The 22113-nt window shown below is 67.4% G+C and carries 18 protein-coding genes and 1 pseudogene; 7 read left to right on the plus strand and 12 right to left on the minus strand.

All coding sequences use genetic code 11. The features are described from left to right. Positions 1 to 65: 65 nt before the first annotated feature. Together ACWZHB_RS24005 and ACWZHB_RS24010 are read left to right on the plus strand one after the other, a co-directional pair. Entirely contained in the window at positions 66 to 728 is a 663-nt protein-coding gene (locus ACWZHB_RS24005) for a lysophospholipid acyltransferase family protein (RefSeq protein WP_427904083.1), read from the plus strand. A gap of 116 nt (positions 729 to 844) precedes the next feature. Continuing rightward, complete coding sequence (locus ACWZHB_RS24010) at positions 845 to 2488, plus strand: fatty acyl-AMP ligase (RefSeq protein WP_427904084.1); 1644 nt, start codon at positions 845 to 847, stop codon at positions 2486 to 2488. Between the two features lie 418 nt (positions 2489 to 2906). On the opposite strand, the gene pth is transcribed toward ACWZHB_RS24010, so the two are convergent. Next, positions 2907 to 3485 (minus strand): aminoacyl-tRNA hydrolase, encoded by a 579-nt coding sequence (gene pth, locus ACWZHB_RS24015; protein ID WP_266293272.1) that lies wholly within the window; start codon positions 3483 to 3485, stop codon positions 2907 to 2909. A 21-nt stretch (positions 3486 to 3506) separates the two neighbouring features. Next, the gene (locus ACWZHB_RS24020) at positions 3507 to 4118 is read right to left on the minus strand and encodes a 50S ribosomal protein L25/general stress protein Ctc (RefSeq protein WP_427904085.1); all 612 of its coding nucleotides are present in this window, start codon (positions 4116 to 4118) and stop codon (positions 3507 to 3509) included. Between the two features lie 418 nt (positions 4119 to 4536). Here ACWZHB_RS24020 and ACWZHB_RS24025 point away from each other — a divergent pair, with 418 nt between their 5' ends. Further along, positions 4537 to 6177 (plus strand): peptide chain release factor 3, encoded by a 1641-nt coding sequence (locus tag ACWZHB_RS24025; RefSeq protein WP_427904086.1) that lies wholly within the window; start codon positions 4537 to 4539, stop codon positions 6175 to 6177. Positions 6178 to 6198: 21 nt separating this feature from the next. Here ACWZHB_RS24025 and ACWZHB_RS24030 read toward each other — a convergent pair whose 3' ends face one another. Continuing rightward, on the minus strand, positions 6199 to 6765 hold the full coding sequence (locus ACWZHB_RS24030) for a nuclear transport factor 2 family protein (RefSeq protein WP_427904087.1): 567 nt from the start codon (positions 6763 to 6765) through the stop codon (positions 6199 to 6201). A 241-nt stretch (positions 6766 to 7006) separates the two neighbouring features. Continuing rightward, positions 7007 to 7879, minus strand: a complete 873-nt coding sequence (locus tag ACWZHB_RS24035; protein ID WP_427904088.1) for an Abi-alpha family protein — start codon at positions 7877 to 7879, stop codon at positions 7007 to 7009. A 403-nt stretch (positions 7880 to 8282) separates the two neighbouring features. On the opposite strand from ACWZHB_RS24035, the gene ACWZHB_RS24040 reads away from it, so the two are divergent. Both ACWZHB_RS24040 and ACWZHB_RS24045 read left to right on the plus strand, forming a co-directional pair. After that, positions 8283 to 9497 carry a hypothetical protein gene (locus ACWZHB_RS24040; protein WP_427904089.1) on the plus strand — a complete coding sequence of 405 codons (1215 nt, stop codon included), beginning with the start codon at positions 8283 to 8285 and terminating at the stop codon, positions 9495 to 9497. Next, positions 9488 to 10324 (plus strand): Abi-alpha family protein, encoded by an 837-nt coding sequence (locus tag ACWZHB_RS24045; RefSeq protein WP_427904090.1) that lies wholly within the window; start codon positions 9488 to 9490, stop codon positions 10322 to 10324. Before ACWZHB_RS24040 ends, ACWZHB_RS24045 begins: the two co-directional genes overlap by 10 nt. On the opposite strand, the gene ACWZHB_RS24050 is transcribed toward ACWZHB_RS24045, so the two are convergent. Both ACWZHB_RS24050 and ACWZHB_RS24055 read right to left on the minus strand, forming a co-directional pair. Beyond that, entirely contained in the window at positions 10321 to 12111 is a 1791-nt protein-coding gene (locus ACWZHB_RS24050) for an ABC-F family ATP-binding cassette domain-containing protein (protein ID WP_427904091.1), read from the minus strand. The genes ACWZHB_RS24045 and ACWZHB_RS24050 overlap by 4 nt on opposite strands. 188 nt (positions 12112 to 12299) lie before the next feature. After that, a complete protein-coding gene (locus ACWZHB_RS24055; protein ID WP_427904092.1) occupies positions 12300 to 13235 on the minus strand; it encodes a 4-(cytidine 5'-diphospho)-2-C-methyl-D-erythritol kinase in 936 nt (311 codons plus the stop codon). Positions 13236 to 13388: 153 nt separating this feature from the next. Between ACWZHB_RS24055 and ACWZHB_RS24060 the strand changes: the two genes are divergently transcribed. Continuing rightward, a complete protein-coding gene (locus tag ACWZHB_RS24060) occupies positions 13389 to 13595 on the plus strand; it encodes a heavy-metal-associated domain-containing protein (RefSeq protein WP_358071300.1) in 207 nt (68 codons plus the stop codon). Positions 13596 to 13928: 333 nt separating this feature from the next. Here the strand turns inward: ACWZHB_RS24060 and rsmA are convergent, their stop codons facing one another. From rsmA to ACWZHB_RS24085, 5 genes and pseudogenes are all read right to left on the minus strand, one after another. Continuing rightward, positions 13929 to 14813, minus strand: coding sequence for a 16S rRNA (adenine(1518)-N(6)/adenine(1519)-N(6))-dimethyltransferase RsmA (gene rsmA, locus ACWZHB_RS24065; RefSeq protein ID WP_427904093.1), 885 nt, complete (start codon positions 14811 to 14813; stop codon positions 13929 to 13931). Between the two features lie 34 nt (positions 14814 to 14847). Next, a complete protein-coding gene (locus ACWZHB_RS24070) occupies positions 14848 to 16002 on the minus strand; it encodes a lipase family protein (RefSeq protein WP_427904094.1) in 1155 nt (384 codons plus the stop codon). Between the two features lie 121 nt (positions 16003 to 16123). Then, positions 16124 to 17163, minus strand: a pseudogene (locus ACWZHB_RS24075) (alpha/beta fold hydrolase). A gap of 192 nt (positions 17164 to 17355) precedes the next feature. After that, positions 17356 to 18483, minus strand: a complete 1128-nt coding sequence (locus ACWZHB_RS24080; RefSeq protein WP_427904095.1) for a transglycosylase family protein — start codon at positions 18481 to 18483, stop codon at positions 17356 to 17358. A 172-nt stretch (positions 18484 to 18655) separates the two neighbouring features. Further along, a complete protein-coding gene (locus ACWZHB_RS24085) occupies positions 18656 to 19510 on the minus strand; it encodes a TatD family hydrolase (RefSeq protein ID WP_457204119.1) in 855 nt (284 codons plus the stop codon). Position 19511: 1 nt separating this feature from the next. Here ACWZHB_RS24085 and metG point away from each other — a divergent pair, with 1 nt between their 5' ends. Continuing rightward, the gene (gene metG, locus ACWZHB_RS24090; RefSeq protein ID WP_427904097.1) at positions 19512 to 21080 is read left to right on the plus strand and encodes a methionine--tRNA ligase; all 1569 of its coding nucleotides are present in this window, start codon (positions 19512 to 19514) and stop codon (positions 21078 to 21080) included. 96 nt (positions 21081 to 21176) lie between these two features. Here metG and rsmI read toward each other — a convergent pair whose 3' ends face one another. Further along, positions 21177 to 22007, minus strand: coding sequence for a 16S rRNA (cytidine(1402)-2'-O)-methyltransferase (gene rsmI / locus ACWZHB_RS24095; RefSeq protein WP_427904098.1), 831 nt, complete (start codon positions 22005 to 22007; stop codon positions 21177 to 21179). Positions 22008 to 22113: the final 106 nt, after the last annotated feature.

Genomic DNA, 22113 nt, shown 5'->3' on the forward strand with positions numbered 1-22113 from the left:
CATCCGTGGCATCCGTAGACACTGTCTACTAATCTTCGGTAGACACTGTCTACGAAGGGTTGCCCATGTGGTATCTGCTGTGCAAATACGTCCTCATCGGCCCGGTGCTGCGCCTGCTCGGACGCCCACATGTCGAAGGACTCGAACACATTCCCCGCACCGGCCCGGTGATCATCGCGGCCAACCACCTGGCCGTCGTCGACTCGCTCTACCTGGCCCTGGTGATTCCACGGCCGCTCACCTTCCTCGCGAAACAGGAGTATTTCTCGGGCACCGGATTGCGGGGGCGGTGCAAGCGCTGGTTCTTTACCGCCGCGAACCAGGTGCCGGTGGACCGAACCGGCGGTGACGCGGCCACCGACGCGCTCGCCGCGGCCACCGGAATCCTCGATGGCGGCGGTGTCTGGGCAATTCACCCGGAGGGCACACGCTCACGGGATGGCAGGGTCTATCGTGGTCGCACCGGGGCGCTGCGCGTTGCCATGGCCACCGGGGCACCGGTGGTGCCCGTGGTCCTGGACGGTACCGATCGCATGAACCCTCGCGGTCGGAAACTGTTGCGTTTCACCAAGGTACGCATCACCGTCCACCCCCCGCGGCACTATCCCGCAGCAGATCATCATGCCCAGGTCAGAACGGCAACAGATCTGCTGATGCGGGAAATTGCCACGCTATCGGGTAGACCATACGTAGACCGCTACGCAGCTACCTTCGCTGTCGAGGGCTGATCAGCAGGGGTGCTGGAGTTGTCAGCCCGGGTTAACACGCGCGGGGCGGGGCGGGATTTCTGTTGGGAGTGCAAAGCACGGCCGTAACCGATCGTTGGCGTAAAGGGAGACCGACGTTGAGCAGGTTCACCGACGAAATGTTTGGCACAGCGTTGACCAGCTCGAAGGGGCTGGTCACCGGAGAGCCGGAGGCGCCACTGCGGCAGACCTGGGGGGACATTCACAGGCAGGCGCGGCGGATGGCGGGTGGTCTCGCGGCCGCCGGGATCGGGCACGGCGACGCTGTCGGCGTGCTGGCGGGTCTGCCCGTCGACATCGCGCCCGCCTGCCAGGGCATCTGGATGCGTGGCGCGTCGATCACGATGTTGCATCAGCCGACGCCGCGCACCGACCTCGAGGTCTGGGTGCGCGACACCGAAACGGTGCTGCGCATGATCGACGCGAAGGCCGTGGTCCTCGGCGCGCCGTTCGCGGCGGCCGAGCCCGTATTGCTGGAACGCGGAATCACTGTGGTGCGGATCGAGGACCTGCACACCGGCGCGGACGCCGACCCGGTGCCCACCACCGAGAGCGATATCGCGTTGCAGCAGTTGACCTCTGGGTCGACCGGATCGCCCAAGGCGGTGCGAATAACCCACGGCAACTTCTACGTCAACGCGTACGCGATGTTCAACCGGGTGAAATTCCAGACCGACGACGACGTGATGATCAGCTGGCTGCCGCTGTTCCACGACATGGGCATGGTCGGATTCCTCAGCGTGCCCATGCAATTCGGTGCCGAAGTGGTATGCGTGACGCCGCTGGACTTCCTGGCCAGGCCACTGCTGTGGGCCGAGCTGATCGACAAGTATCGCGGAACCGTGACCGCCGCACCCAATTTCGCGTATTCCCTGCTGGCGCGGCGGCTGCGTCAGGCCGAACCGGGCACCATGGATCTGTCCAGCGTGCGCTACATGTGGAACGGCGCCGAACCGGTCGACCCCGACACCATGATCGCCCTCGCGGCGGCCGGAAAACAGTTCGGGCTCAACCCGATGGCCCTCACGCCGGTGTACGGCATGGCCGAGACCACCCTGGCCGTATCGATTCCCGACCCCGGCCACGGACAGGTGCTCGACGTGATCGATGCCGACCTGCTCGAGGTTGTCGGCAAGGCGGTACCGATCGCCGAGGACGGTCACCACGGCACCCCGCGCAGGCTGCCGACGCTGGGGCACCTGGTCGACGACCTGGAGGGTCGCGTCGTCGACGCCGAACGTCAGCCGCTGCCGGTCCGCTCGGTCGGTGTCATCGAATTGCGCGGCCCCGCTGTCACTTCGGGCTACGTCACCGTCGACGGCTTCCGCCCCGCCCAGGACGCCGAAGGCTGGCTCGACACCGGCGATATCGGCTACTTCACCGAAGGTGGCCTGATGGTGGTGTGTGGGCGCATGAAGGACGTGATCATCATGGGCGGCCGCAACATCTACCCCACCGACATCGAACGAGCCGCCCTGCGCGTGCCCGGAGTCCGCCCCGGCAACGCGGTGGCGGTGCGCCTCGACGCGGGCGAGAAGCGCGAAAGCTTCGCGGTGGTAGTCGAAACCAACGACTACCAGAACCCTGACGAGGTGAAACGCATCGAGCGCGAGATCGTGCACGAGGTCTTCGCCGAAGTAGGTTCGCGCCCCCGCACCGTAGCCGTCCTAGGCCCAGGAGCCCTCCCGAAGACGTCATCGGGCAAACTCCGCCGCTCCGCCACGGCGGTGCACCTCCGGTAGCCCAACCCCAGACCCCCCATGACCGCACCCCCAGCCCCCACCCGCGACCCATAGGAAGCGGCGGCGCGAAGTTAGCCGGTCACGGCCGGCCGCCGGTTAGCCGCCGGGGCGTAGTCGACATAGCCCCACCCCAGATCCGCCATGACCGCACTCCCAGCCCCCACCCGCGACCCATAGGGAGCGGCGGCCACGAAGTGGCCGGTCGCGGCCGGGTCGCCGGTTAGCCGCCGGGGCGTACGCGACGAAGGAGCAAGCCCCGGTGGCTAACCGGCGGCCCCTCGGGGCCGCGACTCGAGCGCGCCAGCGCTCCAATAAACACAGCGTCAAACCTGCCTGGGACTACTCAAACCCCCGAGCCCTGCCACACAACCCGCCCCCGAGCCCTGCCACACAACCCGCCCCGGGACCACCAAACCCCCTAATGCAGATTGTTCTGAGCCGCTTCCAGCCCGACTTTCAAGAGCAACTCCACCGCATCAGCCGCCTGCTCCACAATCACCGGAACCTCTTTACGCTCCGGCGCGGCGAACGGCTTCAACACATAATCGGCCGGATCCTGCCGCCCAGGCGGACGTCCGATCCCGATCCGCGTCCGCAGGTACTCCTTCGTGGTCAACGCCTGCGAGATAGACCGCAGCCCGTTGTGCCCACCCTCGCCGCCGCCCTGCTTGAGCTTGAGCGTCCCGAACGGCAGATCCAGCTCGTCGTGGACCACGATCACCTGGTCCACCGGCACCGAGAAGAACTTCGCCAGCGCGGCGACCGGCCGACCGGACAGGTTCATGTAGGTGCGCGGCTTCGCGATGAGGATCTGACGGCCGTCCAGCCGCGCCTGCAGCAGGTCGGCGCCGGACTTCTTGTGCACGGCAAAACGGCCGCCGACGCGCTCGGCGAGCACATCGGCGACCAGGAAGCCCACATTGTGGCGGGTGCGCTCGTATTCGGGGCCGGGGTTACCCAGTCCGACTACGAGCGCGGGCCCGGAAGATTCGGTCACAGGCCGAACCGTAGCGCAGTATTACTCGGACTCGGGAGCGGTCTCCGCGGTCGCGGCCTCTTCGCCCTCTTCGTCCATCTTCGCGGCGGACGGCGCCTCGATGACGTTGACGATCAGCGCTTCCGGGTCACCGGCCAGGGTGACGCCCTCGGGCAGCGCGATGGCGCCGGCCAGGATCTGGGTGCCGGTGGCGACACCGTCGACCGAGACCTCGATGGTCTCGGGCAGGTTCATCGCGTCGGCCTCGATCGACAGGGTGTTGAGTTCCTGGGTGATCAGGGCGCCGGAGACGGCGTCGCCGACGACCACGACGTTGACGTCGGTGGTGACGCGCTCGCCACGCTTGACGATCAGCAGGTCGGCGTGCTCGATGTAGCGACGGATCGGGTGGACGACGACCGACTTGGTCATCGCCAGCTGCGGCTTGCCGTCGATCTGCAGGCTCAGGATGGCGTTGGTGCCGTGCAGACGCAGGATCGCGGCGAACGCCTTGGCGTTCAGCGACAGGTGCTGCGGCTCGGCGTGGTGGCCGTACAGCACGGCGGGCACGTTGCCGTCGCGACGGGTACGGCGAGCGGCACCCTTACCGAATTCGGTGCGAACGGCGGCTTCGATCAGATTGGCGTCGGACATACTGATGCGCTCCTACGGCTGGTCATGGGTGACCCAACTCCGGGGTCAAGGTCTACTCGTCGGACGAAAGAACGAACGAGGACGGCCCAAACAACTCAGCCGAGCCGCGTCGATCACGGTGTGCGCACCAAAACGGGCACTCACCCTCGCCGAGACAACCCGCCAACCATACCGCATCGACAATCGCACCCTGAAACCGCCATGTGACCGCACACCGACCCGCACATCCCGACCTCGAGGAGGGATCGCCGACGACGTCGGCGGTTCGCGCCCGTCCCGTCGATCAGGTGCCGTTGCGTAGGCGACGAAGGAGCAAGCAACGGTGCCTGATCGACGGGACCGCCGGGGGCGCGAACTCGAGCGCGCCAGCGCTCCAATACTGTAGATAGGTTGCCGCCCACTGCGAAAGGTCCGTCCGTTGACCGAGTCCGGAGAAGTCGTCGCCACCACCCCACGCGGGCTGCCCGCCGAGGTGGCCCGCCGGCGCACGTTCGCCGTGATCTCGCACCCCGACGCGGGTAAGTCGACGCTGACCGAAGCGCTCGCCCTGCACGCTCGGATGATCTCGGAAGCGGGCGCGATCCACGGTAAGGCCGGTCGCAAGTCGACCGTGTCGGACTGGATGGAGATGGAGAAGGCGCGCGGCATCTCGGTGAGCTCGACCGCGCTGCAGTTCAACTACCGGGCCGCCGGCTCCGATATCGACAATGTGATCAATCTGGTCGACACCCCCGGTCACTCCGATTTCTCCGAGGACACCTACCGCGTCCTCACCGCCGTCGACGCCGCGGTGATGTTGATCGACGCGGCCAAGGGCCTCGAACCGCAGACGCTGAAGCTGTTCCAGGTCTGTCGCCATCGGGGCATCCCGGTGATCACCGTGATCAACAAGTGGGACCGGCCGGGCCAGGCGCCGCTGGAATTGCTCGACGAGATCAGCGAGCGGATCGGCCTCACCCCCACTCCCCTGTTCCTTCCGGTCGGCATCGCCGGCGATTTCCGCGGTCTGCTGCGCCGCGGGCCCGAGGGCGAGGCGGCCGAGTACATCCACTTCACCCGCACCGCCGGTGGCGCGACCATCGCACCCGAGGAGTACCTCACCGCCGACGAAGCCGAGGCGCGCGAGGGCGAAGCGTGGACGACCGCGGCCGAGGAGAGCGAACTGCTCTCGGCGACCGGGCAGGACCACGATCAGGAAATGTTCCTGGCCGGCCAGACCTCGCCGGTCATCTACGCCTCGGCCATGCTGAATTTCGGTGTGCGCCAACTGCTCGAGACGCTGGTGGAACTGGCGCCCGCACCCGGTTCCCGCGAGGACGTGACGGGCAAGGAACGCACGACCGGTGACCCGTTCAGCGCCGTGGTGTTCAAGGTGCAGGCCGGAATGGATACCGCCCACCGCGACCGGCTGGCGTTCATGCGGATCGTGTCCGGTGAATTCGAGCGCGGCATGGTGGTGACCCACGCGCAGACCGGTCGCCCGTTCGCCACCAAGTACGCGCTGACCGTCTTCGGCCGCGAGCGCACCACCGTCGACACCGCCTACCCCGGCGATGTGGTCGGCCTGGTCAACGCCACCGCACTGGCGCCGGGGCACACGCTGTTCGTCGAGAAGAAGGTGGAGTACCCGCCGATTCCGAGCTTCGCCCCCGAACATTTCGCGACGTTGCGCGCGCAGAGCGCGGGCAAGTACAAGCAGTTCCGCAAGGCCATCGACCAGCTCGATTCCGAGGGCGTGGTGCAGGTGCTGCGCAACGACGCGCGCGGTGACGCCACGCCGGTGCTCGCCGCCGTCGGTCCGATGCAGTTCGAGGTGGTCACCGCTCGCATGCAGGGCGAGTTCAACGTCGAGACCCAGCTGGACTTTTTGCCCTTCACGCTGGCTCGGCGCACCGATGCGGAGTCGGCGCCCGAACTCGACCGCCAGCGCGGGGTCGAGGTGTTCACCCGCACCGACGGCGTGATCCTGGCACTGTTCAGCGACAAGTGGCGGCTGCAGTACATCGAGAAGGAACACCCGAAGCTCACGCTGGAACCGCTGGTCGCGACCGCGGATTAGGACTCAGGCTGTCTGGGTCGGCTACGCGGCCGGTCCCGGGTTGCGTTCCACCGGGGAGATATGGTTCTCCTGCGCGATCATGCCCCAGCGGCTCGCGGTGAGCCGCAGGCTGGGCAGATCACTGAGGGAGAGCACCACCTCATAGGTGCGCTCGTAGCCGGTGTGCGAGATGCGCCAGTGCCCGTCGTCGCAGCGGACGTAGCTGTCGGTGTAGAAAGCGGCGCCGCGCAGGCACATATTGTGTTCGGGGATGATCACCGTATCGGCCAGGTACCAGGTGCCGGAGGCGGTGTCGCCGTCGACATCGATCTCGGGATGGTCGCAGCGGTGCTCGGTGATCACGTGTGGTCCGAGGGTGTTGCGCAGGAAGGCAAGGAAGGCCTCGCGCGACTCGAACTGCAGGTATTCGCTGTAGGTGGCGGTGGCCTCGGGGACAAGGGTGTCGGCGAACTCGTCCCAGGACTTCGTATCGAGGCTGCGCAGGTAGCGGTACTTCAGCCTGCTGATCGCGATGAGGTCGTCGGGGTGATCCGGCGGCCGCTCGATCGGTGCGGGCTGTTCTTCGTCGTCCGACGGCTCTGACGCCATCCAAGCCTCCCCCGAGTTCGACCCAGGGACCAACGGCGCGTCCTCACCGGGCAGCAATGGCGCAGGACCTGTCCACACGGCCGCGACAGGTTCGTCGACGTGCACGTTCGGAGTTTCCGGACCCTGCTCCATCCCTCCACGATCCCACCAGAACCGGCTCGCCGCCCGTTCTGTATCAGATCGCTATCACTGCCGACACCGGAGTGTGACCTCCGGCGCCGGCAGGCCCGGGGTGTCTGGGCTACCCGATGGTGAAGCAGGTGCGGCAGAAATCCTCACCGAATTCCGAGAGGCGAAGGCTCTTGCGCACGATCTTGGGCGCGCGGCCCGCCTTCTTGAGCGCGTGCTCCACCACGGGCTGTACTTCCAGCACCATGTACCGGCTCAGCACCACCGGATCGTCGGAGGTGAGCGTGAGACCGAGGCGGTTGAGGTTGATCAGGTAGGACCGCGCGCGGTCCGGGTAGCGCACGCCCGCCTGTTCGGGGACCGAGGTCAGGTCGCCCTGCACCAGCTCGGAGCCGATGCCGAGCGGGCGGTTGGTGCGCACGTCGACCGAGGGCTGCGGACCGTTGAGGGCCATGAATCGAAGGATGCGGGCCTCGTCGGGCGCGACCTCGTCGAGGATGCGGTCGTAGGCCGGGTGCACGTCTTCGGTGAAGTACACATCCGCCGAACGGGCCAGCAGCGCGTCGCCGCGTCGGCGCAGGTCGTCGGTGGTGGCCGAGCGCAGGTACGGGCCGACGGTGATGGCCTGCTGGTTCGCCCCGTTCGGCGTCGGCACATAGCTGACGATCTCGCGCACCGACCCCTCGGTGACGCCGAGTGCGCTGCGCGCGATGGAGCGCAGGGCGTTGCCGGTGCGCTCGGCGATATCGGCGGAGGACTCGCCGTCCAGCGCCGCCTGCGCCAGTTCCTTGGTGACCTCATAGGTGGTGCCGACAGCCCACTGGCTGCCACGCACCGCGGTACCGGCGGCCAATCCGGCGGCGCGGAAAACGCCACGGATCAACCGTGCTTCATTACTGATCTGTCGCTGCTCGACATCCGAGCTGCGCTCGACGGCGCGGGTACCGGCACGGGCCAGGTCCTGTCCGGTCCTGTCGTCTGTCACGTCCTACTCCGAAGTCTCGCCATGTGAACAGTGCTGCCACTACCGCGCGTCCCCTCTGCACGATATTTGTGGCCTGTCACGAAAGGTGGTGATGGTCATTGTGTCCGACTCGCCAAGGGGAGTACGGCATTCGGGACAGGTTCTGTGACTGATGTCTCAGACACTACCCTGTGGCCTGACACACGACGAATGGACCCAGTTCCTCATCTCACAGTAGGGTCACCTCGCCGCGGGGGTGATAAATTTTGGTTCTCGGTGAGGCGGTGGTCACCGGGTATCGGCAGGAGGGCGTGTCGTGTTGGAGAGTGTGTTCGGGTTACACCCGACACTCCTGCTAGAAATTCTGACCATTCCTCTTTTCACAGGAATTATCGGTTACATAACCAACTGGTCCGGCATTCTCATGCTGTTCCAGCCGATCAAATTCCATGGATTCCGACTGCCCGGTCTGCGCGCGGTCTTTCCCTATCTGCCCAAGCGGATTCAGGTATTGCCGCTGCTCAGCTATGACGGCCGGATCGGCTGGCAGGGCATCGTGCCTTCGCGCGCCGACAAGATGGCCAGCATCGCGGTCGACAAGGGACTGTCCAAGCTGGGCAGTGTCGCCGACTTCTATCGCGAGCTCGACCCGGAGAAGCTGGCCGAACATCTGGCCGAGGTCGCCGATGCGCAGATCCGCGACATCGTCGAGGTGATCCTGCGCCGCGAACACCCGCAGCTCTGGTACAACCTGCCCGCCGGGGTCAGGGAGATGATCCATCAGCGGGTGCGCTCGCAATTGCCGGAGATCCTGCGCGACCTCACCATGGAACTCGGCGCCAATATCGACCAGCTGCTCGATGTGAAACAGATGGTGATCCGCTACTTCCAGGCACGCCCGCAATTGCTCAACCAGCTGTTCCAGGTGCTCGGCGCCAAGGAACTGCGCTTCATGCAGAACTTCGGCTTCTACTTCGGCGCACCCTGCGGGCTGCTGCTGGTTCTGGCGCTGCACACCACCGCGCTCTCGCCGCTGGTCGTGCTGCCCGTCGGCGGCATCATCATCGGGTGGGTGGTGAACTGGGTGGGGATCAACATGATCTTCGCGCCCGCCACGCCGAAGTGGTGGTGCCCGTGGCGGCAGGGTCTGCTGATCAAGCGTCAGCCCGAGATCACCGCCGGTTACGCGGCATTGGTGTCCACCGAGGTCGTCACGGTGGCCAATATCGGCGACGAACTGCTCAACGGACCGCGCTCCGACCGCACCCTGCAGATGCTGGAGGACACCCTGCGCCCGGCCGCCGACCGTGCGCTCGGGCCCGCGCGGCCCGCGGTGAAATTCATGCTCGGCAGCCGCGAATACGACACGCTACAAACAACTCTCACCGCGCAGGCGATGACGATCGCGCCGATGGCGTTCGCCGATCCCGCGTTCAATGTCCAACAGGGCAGGCAGGTGAACGAATATATCGCCCGGCAAATGTCCGCACTTTCGCCACATGACTTCGTGGACATGCTGCGCTCGGCGATCAAACAGGACGAATGGTTGCTTTTCGTCCATGGCGGCGCGCTGGGACTGCTCGCCGGATACGCTCACATCCTGGTCTTCGGAACAGGAGTAGCGACGACATGGATGTAGACGACGGGACCCCGTCCACCGACCTGGTGCGACGATCGGTACCGCCGCTCGACAAGCGTGGTGGCTTGCTGCCCGTCTCACCGGTGCGCACGGTGCGGGCGGCCACCGGCGTGGCCAGGGTGGCGCTCACCGCCGCCTCCGGGATGACGCTGTGGACCCTGGACACCGCGCTCGGGGTGACCGTTACGGTGCTGCGCGGCAGCATGGCGGGCAACCCGCCCAACGAGGTGCTCGCGGACGCGGAAACCGAAGTGCGCGACCGGCTTCGGCACGCGCTCGGCCTGCCCACAGGTCCCGAGCACCGCAGCGACGACGGCGCGCCGACCCTGCGCGAACAGGGCGCCGAACTGCTTCGCCTGTCCGCCAGCACCACCGCTGCCCAGCCCGACACCCATCCGGCCTATCCCGGCATCCTCGCCGAGATCACGCCCGACGAAGCCCGGATCCTGCGCTTCCTGCACGTCGACGGGCCGCAGCCGGCCATCGATGTGCGCACCGGGCGCCAGCGGGCATTCGGTGGCGAGCGGCTGATCAGCGGACTCACCATGCTGGGCGACCACGCGGGCCTGCGGTTCCCGAACCGGGTGCCGCAATACCTGCCCAACCTGCGCAGGCTCGGACTCATCGAGTCCACCCGCGAACCTGTCGGCAACCCGCACCGCTACCAGGTGATCGAGGCACAGGAGCAGGTGCGGGAAGCGTTGAAGCGCCCCGGTTTCGGCACGAAGGTGACCTACCGCAGTATCCTGCTCACCGAATTCGGCGCCGACTTCGTCCAGACATGTTTACCGGTAGTCATCAATGACGGACGCGAGACCGCGACCTAGCTCTCCCCGAGCTCGGCCAGTTCCATCCAGCGCTCTTCTGCCGCTTCCTTTTCGGCGACAACAGCCTTCAGCTCGGACCCGAGCTTGACCAGCTTGTCGGGATCCGTCGCGGCGTCGGCGAGGGCGGCGTGAAGCTTCTGTTCGCGCTCGTCGAGTTTGGCGATGCTGCGTTCGACCTTCGACAGTTCCTTGCGGGCGGCGCGGCGGTCGGACGAATCCGTCGAGGTACCACCGGTTTTCGCGGTGAGCGGCTTGGCGTTGCCCGCCATGGTGGCGCGCTTGGCGAGGTAGGAGTCGATGCCGCCGGGAAGGTTGGTGAGTTTGCCGTCGCCGAACAGGGCCCAGGTGGAGTCGCAGATGCGCTCGACCAGGTAGCGATCGTGGCTGATGACCACCAGCGTGCCTGCCCAGTTGTCGAGGAGATCCTCGAGCTGCTGCAGGGTGTCGATGTCGAGGTCGTTGGTCGGCTCGTCGAGCAGCAGGACGTTCGGTTCGGCCATCAGGATGCGGGTGAGCTGCAGGCGACGGCGTTCACCACCGGAGAGGTCGCCGACCGGAGTGCGCTGGCGGGCCGGGGTGAACCCGAGCCGTTCGGCGAGCTGACCGGCCGAGATCTCCTTGTCGCCGAGCATGATTCGCTGCGCGACCTGCTGCACGGCCTCGAGCACCCGCATATCGGTGGGCAGGTCGTCGAGCTCCTGGCGTAACCAGCCGATCTGCACGGTCTGGCCCTGGATCCGCTTGCCCTTGGCTGGCTCGGTCTCCCCGGCCAGCGCGCGCAGCAGGGTGGTCTTGCCCGACCCGTTGACGCCGACCAGGCCCACTCGCTCGCCCGGCGCGAGCCGCCAGGTGAGGTCGTCGACCAGGACGCGGCCGTCGGGGGTGGTGAGCGCGGCATCCTCTAGTTCGATCACCACGCGGCCAAGGCGCTTGCGCGCGAACGCGGCCAGCGAGACCGAGTCGCGCGGCGCGGGCACATCGGCGATCAGCGCCTCGGCGGCCTCGACGCGGTAGCGCGGCTTGGACGTGCGGGCCTTGGCGCCACGGCGCAGCCAGGCCAGTTCCTTGCGGGCCAGGTTCTGGCGGCGCGATTCGGAGGCGTCGGCCTGACGGGCACGCTCGGCGCGAGCGAAGATCCAGTCGCCGTAGCCGCCCTCGTAAACCTCCACCTTGCCGCCGACGACCTCCCAGGTCCGGTTGGCGACGGTGTCGAGGAACCAGCGATCGTGGGTGACGACGACGAGCGCGGTGCGCCGGGCGACCAGATGTTCGGCCAGCCACTGCACACCCTCGATGTCGAGGTGGTTGGTCGGCTCATCGAGAACCAGCAGGTCCAGATCGCGCACCAGGGCGGCCGCCAGTGCGACGCGACGGCGTTCACCACCGGAGAGGTTGGTGACGAGCGTGTCGAGGCCGAGATCGGCGATGCCGATGCCCTCGAGGATCGAGCGCACGCGCGAATCGGCGGCCCACTGGTGGTCGGCGATGTCGACGGTGGACAGGTCGTCGGACAGCCCCGCGAACACGATCGAACCGATGCTCGCGCCCGCTGGCAGCACGCCGCGCTGGGTGACCACGGCCATCCGCAGCCCACCCACCCGGCTCACCCGGCCATTGTCGGGCGGCTCCAGTCCGGTCAGGACCTCGAGCAGCGTGGTCTTACCGCCACCGTTGAGGCCGACCACCCCGATCCGTTCCCCCGCGTGAATTCCGAGGGAGACGTCATCCAGCAGCGGCTTGACACCGAAGCTCTTGGAGACCTGTTCCAGGTTGATCAGGTTGGGCATTGCCGCCTCTCCGCGACTCGAGGCCAGACATAGGTGCGGCGCGTCGGCGTCCGACGGGGGATTTGCTGGACCAGTTGGCCCGTACCCGGTGAGTTACCCATGTTCGTGCGAGATGTTGATTGCGATCATAGTGGACGCCGCCGGGTGGTCTGTCCGGCGGCGCTGCGGCCGGGCTCAGCTGGTGGTCGTCAGCGTTTGGACGGTGCCTCGCTGTCGAGCACACGCGCTCCCGACACCGGCCCGGTCGCGGTGCGCACGCTGCGGCACACGCCCGCGCCTGCCAGCTCCGCGGCGACACCGATCGCGGCCTCCTCGGATTCACAGAGGAAGGCGCAGGTGGGGCCGGAGCCCGAGACCAACCCGGCCAGGGCGCCCGCGCCGACGCCCGCGCGCAGGGTGCGGCGCAGTTCGGGTTTCAGTGAGAGGGCCGCGGCTTGGAGGTCGTTGCCAAGCAGCGGCGCGAGCGTGTGGGGGTCGCCCGCGGCCAGTGCCTGCATGAGTTTTTGGGGGTCACCGAGGCGCGGGGGCTCACCCTCGGCGCGGAGGCGGTCGAGTTCACGGAAGACCGAAGGGGTGGACAGCCCTTCCTTGGCCAGCGCGAGGACCCAGTGAAAAGTGTTGCGCGACAGCACCGGAAGTAGTCGTTCGCCGCGGCCGGTGCCCAGCGCCGTGCCGCCGTGCAGGGAGAACGGGACATCGCTGCCGAGTTCGGCGGCGATCGCGGACAGTTCGTCGCGGGTCAGGCCGAGGTCCCACAGCTCGTTGAGCCCGACCAGGGTCGCGGCCGCGTCGGCGCTACCGCCCGCCATGCCACCGGCCACGGGGATGCCCTTGGTGATGGCGATCTCGACCAGCGGGGCACGACCCGCCAGATGCGCGAGGCGGACCGCGGCCTTCCAGACCAGGTTGGCCCGATCGGTGGGCACCTCGGCGGCGCCCTCGCCGCTCACCCGCACGGCGAGCGAGGCCGACGGTGCCAAGCGGATGTCGTCGGCGAGGGACAATGCCTGGAAGACGGTGGTCAGATCGTGGTAGCCGTCCGGACGCAGATCACCGACTCCGAGATGCAGGTTCACCTTCGACGGAGCTCGCACGACGACCGGGCTGGGCACAACTGACAGCACGATTACCCAGCGTAATAGGTTCCACCGACGAGTACGCACGTCGAACGCCCACAGTTCGATCGACGGGTTGCGTCATATACCTATGGGGGGTATGTTCATTCGTGTCGGGGACATACCCCTGGACCGTATGATCGAAGAGCGAAGGAGCCAGCCATGGCCACCACCACCTACACCGTCACGGGGATGACCTGCGGACACTGCGTGAGCTCGGTCAAGCAGGAGATCGGCAAGATCGACGGCGTCACCAGCGTGGATGTCGACCTCGCGAGCGGTCTCGTTCGCGTCGACAGCGCGGGCGAGCTGGCCGATACCGACGTGGCCGCCGCGGTCGACGAAGCGGGCTACGCGCTGAGCGCCTGATCTCCTCGCCGATGACGCGAGACCGTTCCTGCTGGGTGAGACCTTCCGCCGCCTCGCCCAGCGGAGCGCGGTGCGGCTGACAGGCCGTTCACCAGCGGTTCATCCGCGTCGCGCAGGCCGACGAATCATCCACAACGTCATCCACATCCCTGACCGGGCGTGGTGAGACACGAATTTCCGGGTTCGACCGGGAGCGCCACGCGCGGATCATGATCAACTCCGAAGGCGGCGAAAACCGGTTGTCCACAATTGCTTTCACTCCATGTGCACAACCCGCCCGATGAACGGCCGGTGTACTGCGGGTTCCCCTGCCAGAACCCATGATTCGCCGAGCTAGGTCGTGGCCGCCAGGCGGACGAACGCCGCGGTCTCGAGCGTCTCGCCCCGTGCGGTCGGATCGATACCCGCGGCGATGAGCCGGCGCTCGGCCTCGGCGGGCGAGCCCGCCCAGCCGGACAACGCCGCCCGCAATGTCTTTCGCCGCTGCGCGAACGCGGCGTCGATCACCTCGAACACCCGGCGGCGATGCGCGTCGTCCATCGGCCACGGCGGTTCGGCGTAGCGATCGATCCGTACCAAGCCCGATTCCACGCGCGGCACCGGCCAGAACACCTGCGTCCCCACGTGCCCGGCCCGCCGGACCTTGCCGAAGAAACCGGCCTTGACACTCGGCACCCCGTAGACCCGATTGCCGGGTTCGGCGGCGAGCCGGTCGGCCACTTCGGCCTGGACCATCACCAGCGACACCATGATGCTCGGCAGGGTGGCGAGCAGGTGCAACAGCACGGGCACCGCCACGTTGTACGGCAGGTTCGCCACCAGCGCGGTGGGCACGGCGGGCAGCTGCTCGGGGCGCACCCGCAGCGCGTCGGCCTCGACCACGCGCAGATGCTCGACCAGACCGGGCGCGCGAGCGGCGACGGTTTCGGGCAGATAGTTGGCGAGCACGGGATCGATCTCGACGGCGACCACCTGGTCGACCACGTCGAGCAGCGCCAATGTCAGCGAGCCGAGGCCAGGGCCGACCTCGAGCACGGTGTCCCCCGCGCCCACGCCTGCCGCCGACACGATCCGACGCACCGTGTTGCCGTCGTGCACGAAGTTCTGCCCGAGCTGCTTGGTAGGCCGGACGCCGAAACGCTCGGCCAGGGTCCGCACCTCGGCGGGACCGAGCAATGCGGCACGGTTACCTCGGGCGGAATTATCTGGTTCGGACACTGCTAGAACCTACCAACCTCACCGATGGGGCAGCTCAGCGCTGTGTCGGGGCCGCGTTGACGCGCGCGAGGAACCCGTCGATGGCGGCGAGTTGCTCGGCCGAGACCGAGCCGTGCTGACCGGTGCCGGTGACCACCTGCTGGTCGACGCCGTTGGCCGCGAGCTGGGCGACCAGCGCCGCGTGCAGCGGGGAGGGCACGATCGTGTCGGTGATGTTCATCGTCAGCAGAATCGGGGCGTCGTAGCCGCTGGTCGGCAGCATCATGTAGGCGGCGAGCGCGTCCCGCAGCGGGGCGAGCGGGCGCGCCAGGAAATCGGCCGAGGTCACGCCCTTGGTGGCGGTGATGATCTCGTCCAGGCACTGGGTGCCCGCGTCGTCGACGAGCGCCTTGCCGCGTTCGGTCAGGTAGGAGTCCACGTCGAGTTCAGGGTGGGTGGCGCGCAGCCCGGCCAGGATGCTGACGATGAACGACGTGGTGCCCGAAAGGCCGGGCACCGACGGGACATCCGGCCCGAGGAACGGCACGATCTTCTCCACATCGGAGGCCGCGTCGATAGCGGCGGTGCCGCGGAAGTCCAGCTCAGGGGCATATTCAGCCTGCACATGTGCCGCACTCAGCGCGGCGTGGCCGCCCTGGGAGGTGCCCGCGGCGCTCCAGGTCCGCGACAGTTCGGGACTGGCGGCTCTGGCCGCGCGGACCAGGTCGATCGTCGCGGTCGCCTCGCTGCGCACCTCGAGGTAGGGGTGCGGGCCGGTGTCGAACCGGCCGAGACCGAGGTAGTCGGGGGTGACCACGGCGAAACCCTGGTCGACGAACCGTTTGATCAGCCGGTCCTCGGACGCGCGGTGCAGCGGCAGCGGCGCGAGTTCCGGGTCGGCCTGACCGCCGCAACCCGGGCCCGAGCCCGAGGTGCCGTGGGCGTAGGCCAGGATCGGCCAGCCACCGGCCGGAGCGTCACCTTCGGGCAGGAACATCGCACCGCTGGCCGGGCGCTGGACCCCGGCCGAGTCGGTCATCCAGTACTCGACCGACGAGCCCCTGGCGAGCCCGTGCCAGCCCGCGGGTTCGGCCTGCACCGAGATCAGCGAACCGGGAGTTCCGGCCAGCGCCGGGGTGAAGCCTGCGGCCGCGAAAGCACTCGCGGCCAGCGCGGCGACAACGGCCGCCCGCATCGGGTTTTTCAGCACAGTCCGGTCTCTCTACCAGGCGATCAAGATCTTGGACGAGTGTACAGATCCACCGGGCCCCTACCCCTGAATGACAGAGAATCCTCAGTCTTGGAGTCAGCGCTGCGGCGCGGCCGGGCGATCAGTGAACCTGACCGAGGAACTCGTCGATCGCCGACCACATGGCGGGGTTCAGGTCGCAGTGGCTGCCTGTCCCGACTACCGGCTTGTAGTTCACGCCGCCCGCGGTGAACTGCGCCGCCAGTGCCGCGTGCAGTGGCGAGGGCACCGTGCGGTCGGTGGCGTTGACCAGCAGCAGGATCGGGGCGTCGTATCCGCTCGTCGGCACCGTATGGTCCCGATCTCGTCGATGACCTGGCGGCCGAGCGGGCTGAGGTAACTGTCGACCTGTGCGTCCGGGCGGGCGGCGCGCAGTCCGGCCAGGATGCTGGACGAGAACCCCAGAATCCCGCCGCTGACCCGATCGGGATTACCCGGCCCGAGCAACGTCGCTACCTTCTCCACGTCCGATTCCGGGTCGATCGCGATGGTCCCGCGGAAGTCCAGCTCCGGCGCGTAGCTCGTCTGCCGGTGCGCGGTGCCGAGCGCGGCCTGCCCACCCTGCGACATTCCCGTCGCCACCCACACCGGTGACAGATCATCACGCACCGAATGCGCGGCCCGGAGCATGTCGATGGTGGCAGTGGCCTCGGTGTCGATCCCGAGATACGGATGCGGACCGGTATCGAACCTGCCGAGCCCCAGATAGTCCGGCGCGACAACGGCGAACCCCTTCGACACCAGGTGCCGAAGGAAAACATCCTGTCCCACTTGCGATTCCGGCCACGGCGCCCCCGCCGGATCCGATTGACCCCCACACCCCGCGCCCAACCCCGTGGTCCCGTGGTCATACGTGGCAACCGGCCAACCGCCCGCGGGCGCGACTCCGGTCGGCAGATACAGCGCACCGCTCGCAGGTTGTGACACACCACCGACGCCGCGCGTCCAGTAGTCGATGACCTGAGCGCCGGACATCCCGTGAAACCCGTCACCCTGCGGAACCACCGCGATGACCGTGCCCGGCGCCTCCGCGTGCGCCACCGTAATCGGCGCGCACACTCCGGCACCCGCCGACAGAACTATCGCGGCAACCACACGCCGCCAGGCCGAAACCCCACGCATCACAACCCCTGTCGACTCGTCACCGAGCCGAACCCGCCGCACGAGCACAGCAGACCCGGCGAAACGAGAGCACAGTACCGCCTCCCCGGATATTCAGCGTGTCGTCCGGGAGCTCGGCTGTTCGTTGTCGTCCGCGCGTTGGGTGTGCGTCAGATGGGAGGTGGCTGGGGAGTTACCCATGTTCTCGCGAGATCAGCTGATTCCCAAGCGCCCGGTGCAAGCAGGCCAGGCACCCCAACCCTGTCGCGCCCGAGTCACCTCGGCGATCGCGATCTGTTCTTCGCGGCTGGCCAGGTCGGCGCGGGGTGCGTACTTCAAGCCACCCTGGCGCTCCCAGGTGCTCTGGTCGAACTGGATGCCGCCGTAGTACCCGTTGCCCGTGTTGATAGCCCAGTTCCCCGTCGACTCACACTTCGCCAACGCATCCCATACCGCACCATCACGCACCGGCGGAACCTCGGTCCCCGGCTTGGCACCCTTACGAATCGTCTTGTTCTGCGCCGGCGTGATCACATTCGAATGCACCTGCACGCGTGAGGCTTCGACCCCGTTCACCATCTTCACCGCGAAGGTCGCCTCGTGCAGACCCGGCATGCCCGGATTCTCGACCACCGTGCGGCTCATGTTCATGGTCACGTCCTCGATCACCGTTTCGGTGGGATCGAGCGGCAGCGTCTCGGTGCGCTGTTCGGTGCGCTGGCGCGTGACGACCACCTGCATGCCCTCGGCGAGCGGCGTCGTGGCGGCGGGTTCGGTGAAGTCCTCGTCCTTCAACGGAACGCCTGCGGCCGTGAGGAATTCACCGATCGTCGCGGCGGCAAGGCGCACATCGACCGGGGCTGCGCCACCGTCGATCAGCGAGATATTGCGCGGGGTGTACACGCTCAGCGCCGCGCCCGCGAGGGGCAGCTTCTCGGCGCGGGACGGCAACACGTGGGTGTCGGACGGGATCTGCATCGCCACGAGCGCGTCGCCCGCGGTGGTGCCGGTGGTCCACACCTTGCGCTCGACACCGTCGACGGTGACCGTGATCTCGCGGCCCCGGTTGAAGGTGATGGTCGCACCGTCGCCGACCTTGGCGCTCGCGGCGGGGATCACCTCGTCGTGTTCGGCGATCTCGTAGCCCGCGTCGGCCAGGATGGCGCGCACATCGCGCGACATCGTCGAGAGCTCGGTCCGCTCGCCGTCGATGACGATCGCGACCGTTTTGTGGTTGACGATGGCCAGCGAGGCGCCGACGAGCAGAATCAGCAGCATGGCCGCCACTGCTGCGAACAGCAGCGGTGAACGTGACGAGTTGATCCGCGCAAAAGCTGACATGATTACAGGACGATAACGACGCGATGCGCGGTAGACAACACCAGGCCGTCCGATCAGCGGGATCGTAGATCACGATTCGATATAGACGGCGCTGGTAGATAACGGCGCGAGCGGGCGAATGTGAGCCGACTCACGTTTATCGTCCAGCCCCCTACCGACCAGACGAATCGGACTACCGAATCCGATACAGCCTGCGCGCGTTGGCGGTGGTGATCTCGGCCAGCGCCTGCGGATCCTGTTCGCGCACTTCGGCGAGCGCGCGCACGGTGTACGGCAGGCAGTACGGCTCGTTCGGCGCACCGCGATACGGCTGCGGCGTGAGATACGGCGCGTCGGTTTCCACCAGGATCTGGTCGTCCGGGACCAGCTTGGCGGCCTCGCGAAGTTCATGCGCGTTCTTGAAACTCACGGTGCCAGAGAAACTCAGCACATATCCCTCCGCCACGCACGCCTCGGCCATCGTGGGGCCCGAGGAGAAGCAGTGGAAGATCACCGTGTCCGGCGCGCCCTCGTCGAGCAGCACCGTGAGCAGGTCGTGGTCGGCTTCGCGGTTGTGGATCATCAGCGGTTTGCGCACGCGTTTGGCCAGGTCGATGTGCCAGCGGAAACCCTCGATCTGGGTTTCGATATCGGCGCAGCCGTCGAGCTTGCCGGGCCAGTAGTAGTCGAGGCCGGTCTCACCGACCGCGACCACGCGCGGGTCGGTGGCGAGGTGTTCGAGTTCGGCCTTGGCCTTGTCATCGAGGGCGTTGGCCCGGGTGGGGTGCAACGCGACGGCGGCGTACACCCGCGGATCCCACTGCGCCGCCTGCACAGCCCACTGCGCGGCCGCGAGATCGTCGGCGACGGTCACCACGTGCCCGACACCGGCCGAGGCGGCCCGGTCCACGATGGCCGCGGTGGACGCGGCATCGGTTGCGCCACAGGCATCGAGGTGTGTGTGCGCATCGATCAGCGGCGCGAGCGGCGGAGGTAGGGGCGGAGCCGGACGATTCGTGTTTGCCACCCGGATTACAGTAATGGGCATCATGAGTGCAGCCGAAGGCGCCGAGGCGCCCGCCTTCTACGTCACGACGGCCATCGCGTACCCGAACGGTGCGCCGCATATCGGCCACGCGTACGAGTACATCTCCACCGACGCGATCGCCCGCTTCAAGCGACTCGACGGATTCGACGTGTTCTTCATGACCGGCACCGACGAGCACGGTCAGAAGATGCAGCAGACCGCGGCCACCGAAGGCATCCCGGTGCAGGAGCTCGCGGCCCGCAACTCCGACGTCTTCGAGGCGATGGACAAGGCGCTCGACATCTCGTTCGACCGCTTCATCCGCACCACCGATGAGGACCACCAGGCCGCCTGCGTCGCCATCTGGGAGCGGATGCTCGCCAACGGCGACATCTACCTCGGCAACTACTCCGGCTGGTACTCGGTGCGCGACGAGGCCTTCTACAACGAGGACGAGACCACCCTCCTGCCCGACGGCACCCGCGAGTCCACCGAGACCAAGACCCCGGTCACCTGGACCGAGGAGTCGAACTACTTCTTCAAGCTCTCGGAGTACCAGGACAAACTCCTGGCCCTCTACGAGGAGCGGCCCGAGTTCATCGCGCCCTCGACCCGGCGCAACGAGATCGTCAGCTATGTCAAGGCCGGTCTGAAGGATCTGTCGATCTCGCGCACCACCTTCGACTGGGGCGTTCCGGTCCCCGGTGAGCCCGACCACGTGATGTACGTGTGGGTCGACGCGCTCACCAATTACCTGACGGGCGTCGGCTTTCCGACCACCGACTCCGCGTCGTTCGAGAAGTTCTGGCCGGCGAACCTGCACATCATCGGCAAGGACATCACCCGCTTCCACACGGTGTACTGGCCCGCGTTCCTGATGTCGGCCGGGATCGCTTTGCCGGACCGGGTTTTCGTGCACGGGTTCCTGTACAACAAGGGCGAGAAGATGTCGAAGTCGACGGGCAACGTCGTCGACCCGCTCGCGCTGGTGTCCACCTACGGCCTCGACCAGGTGCGCTTCTTCCTGCTGCGCGAGATCTCCTACGGCCAGGACGGCAGCTACAGCAACGACGCCATCGCGGGCCGCATCAACAGCGACCTGGCCAACGAGTTCGGCAACCTGGTCCAGCGCAGCCTGACCATGGTCAACAAGAACTGCGACGCCAAGTCCCCCACGCCCGGCGAATTCACCGACGACGACCGCGCCCTGCTCGACCGCGCCAACGGGCTCCTCGCCAAGTGCCGCACCGAGTTCGACGCCCAGCAGATGCACCTCGCCCTGGAAGCCATCTGGCTCACCCTCGGCGAAACCAATCGCTACTTCTCCGCCAACGCCCCCTGGGCGCTGCGCAAGTCGGGCACCGACGAAGACCTGGCCCGCATGGCGACGGTCCTCTACGTCACCCTCGAGGTAGTCCGCATCGTCGCCATCCTGGTCCAGCCGGTCATGCCCGGCTCGGCGGCCAAGATCCTGGATCTGCTCGCTCAAGAAGGCCGCGCCTTCGCCGACATCGCCACTCCCCTGGTCCCCGGTCTCGACCTGCCCGCGCCGGAACCGATCTTCCCGCGCTACATCGAGCCCAAGGAATAGTCGTCTGAGCGGGGTCGACGACCTCAGCTCACCGGGGTCACCGTCGTTCGCCAGGCAGGTCCGCGACCGACGGTGACCCATCGCAGCCGCTCGCGATCAGTCTTCGGCGGACCTGGCCGCCAAGACGGCGTCGTACAGTTCGCGGCGGGAAGCGCCGCGGCCCGCGGAGACTTCGGCGCAGGCGTCCTTGAGCCGCATCCCGCCCGCCACCAATGTCTCGACCTCGTCGACCAATTCGGCGGGCTCGGCCGAAACCGGTTGGGAGCCTTCGAGAACCACGGTGATCTCGCCACGGGCGCCGTCGGCGGACCAGGCGGCCAGTTCACCCAGGGTGCCGCGGACGACCTCCTCGTAGGTTTTGGTGAGTTCGCGGCAGATGGCGGCGCGACGGTCGGGCCCGAGGACCGCGACCGCGTCGGCCATGCAGTCGGCGAGGCGGTGCGGTGCCTCGAAGAAGACGATGGCGCGTTGTTCGGAGGCCAAGGTGCGCAGCCACTCCCGGCGCTGGCCACCCTTGCGTGGGGCGAACCCGTCGAAGCAGAAGCGTTCCACCGGGAGACCGGACAGGGCCAGCGCGGTGGTGACCGCGGAGGGCCCGGGTAGACAGGTGACCGGCAGGTCGCGTGCGACGGCGGCCGCGACAAGTCGATAACCGGGATCGCTCACCGACGGCATGCCTGCATCGGTCACCAGCAGGACCTGCAGGCCGCTCTCGATGTCGTCGAGCAGGGCGGGGATGCGGGCGGTTTCCACGTGATCGTAGAAGCTGACGACGCGGCCGGTGATCTCCACGCCGAGCGCCTTCGCGAGCGATTTCGTGCGACGGGTGTCCTCGGCGGCGACCACGTCGGCCGAACCGAGCGCGTCGCGCAGTCGCTGCGACGCGTCGCCGATATCGCCCATGGGGGTTGCCGCTAAGACCAACACAGTGTTGTCCCGCCTCTCCGGTATTTTGGCCGCAGGCGATCGTGTACGGCGAGCGGTGCGTGCGATGAGCAGATGGCGCCCGTACATTCTGTCAGGCGAGCGTGCC

The organism is Nocardia sp. FBN12 (assembly GCF_054031145.1).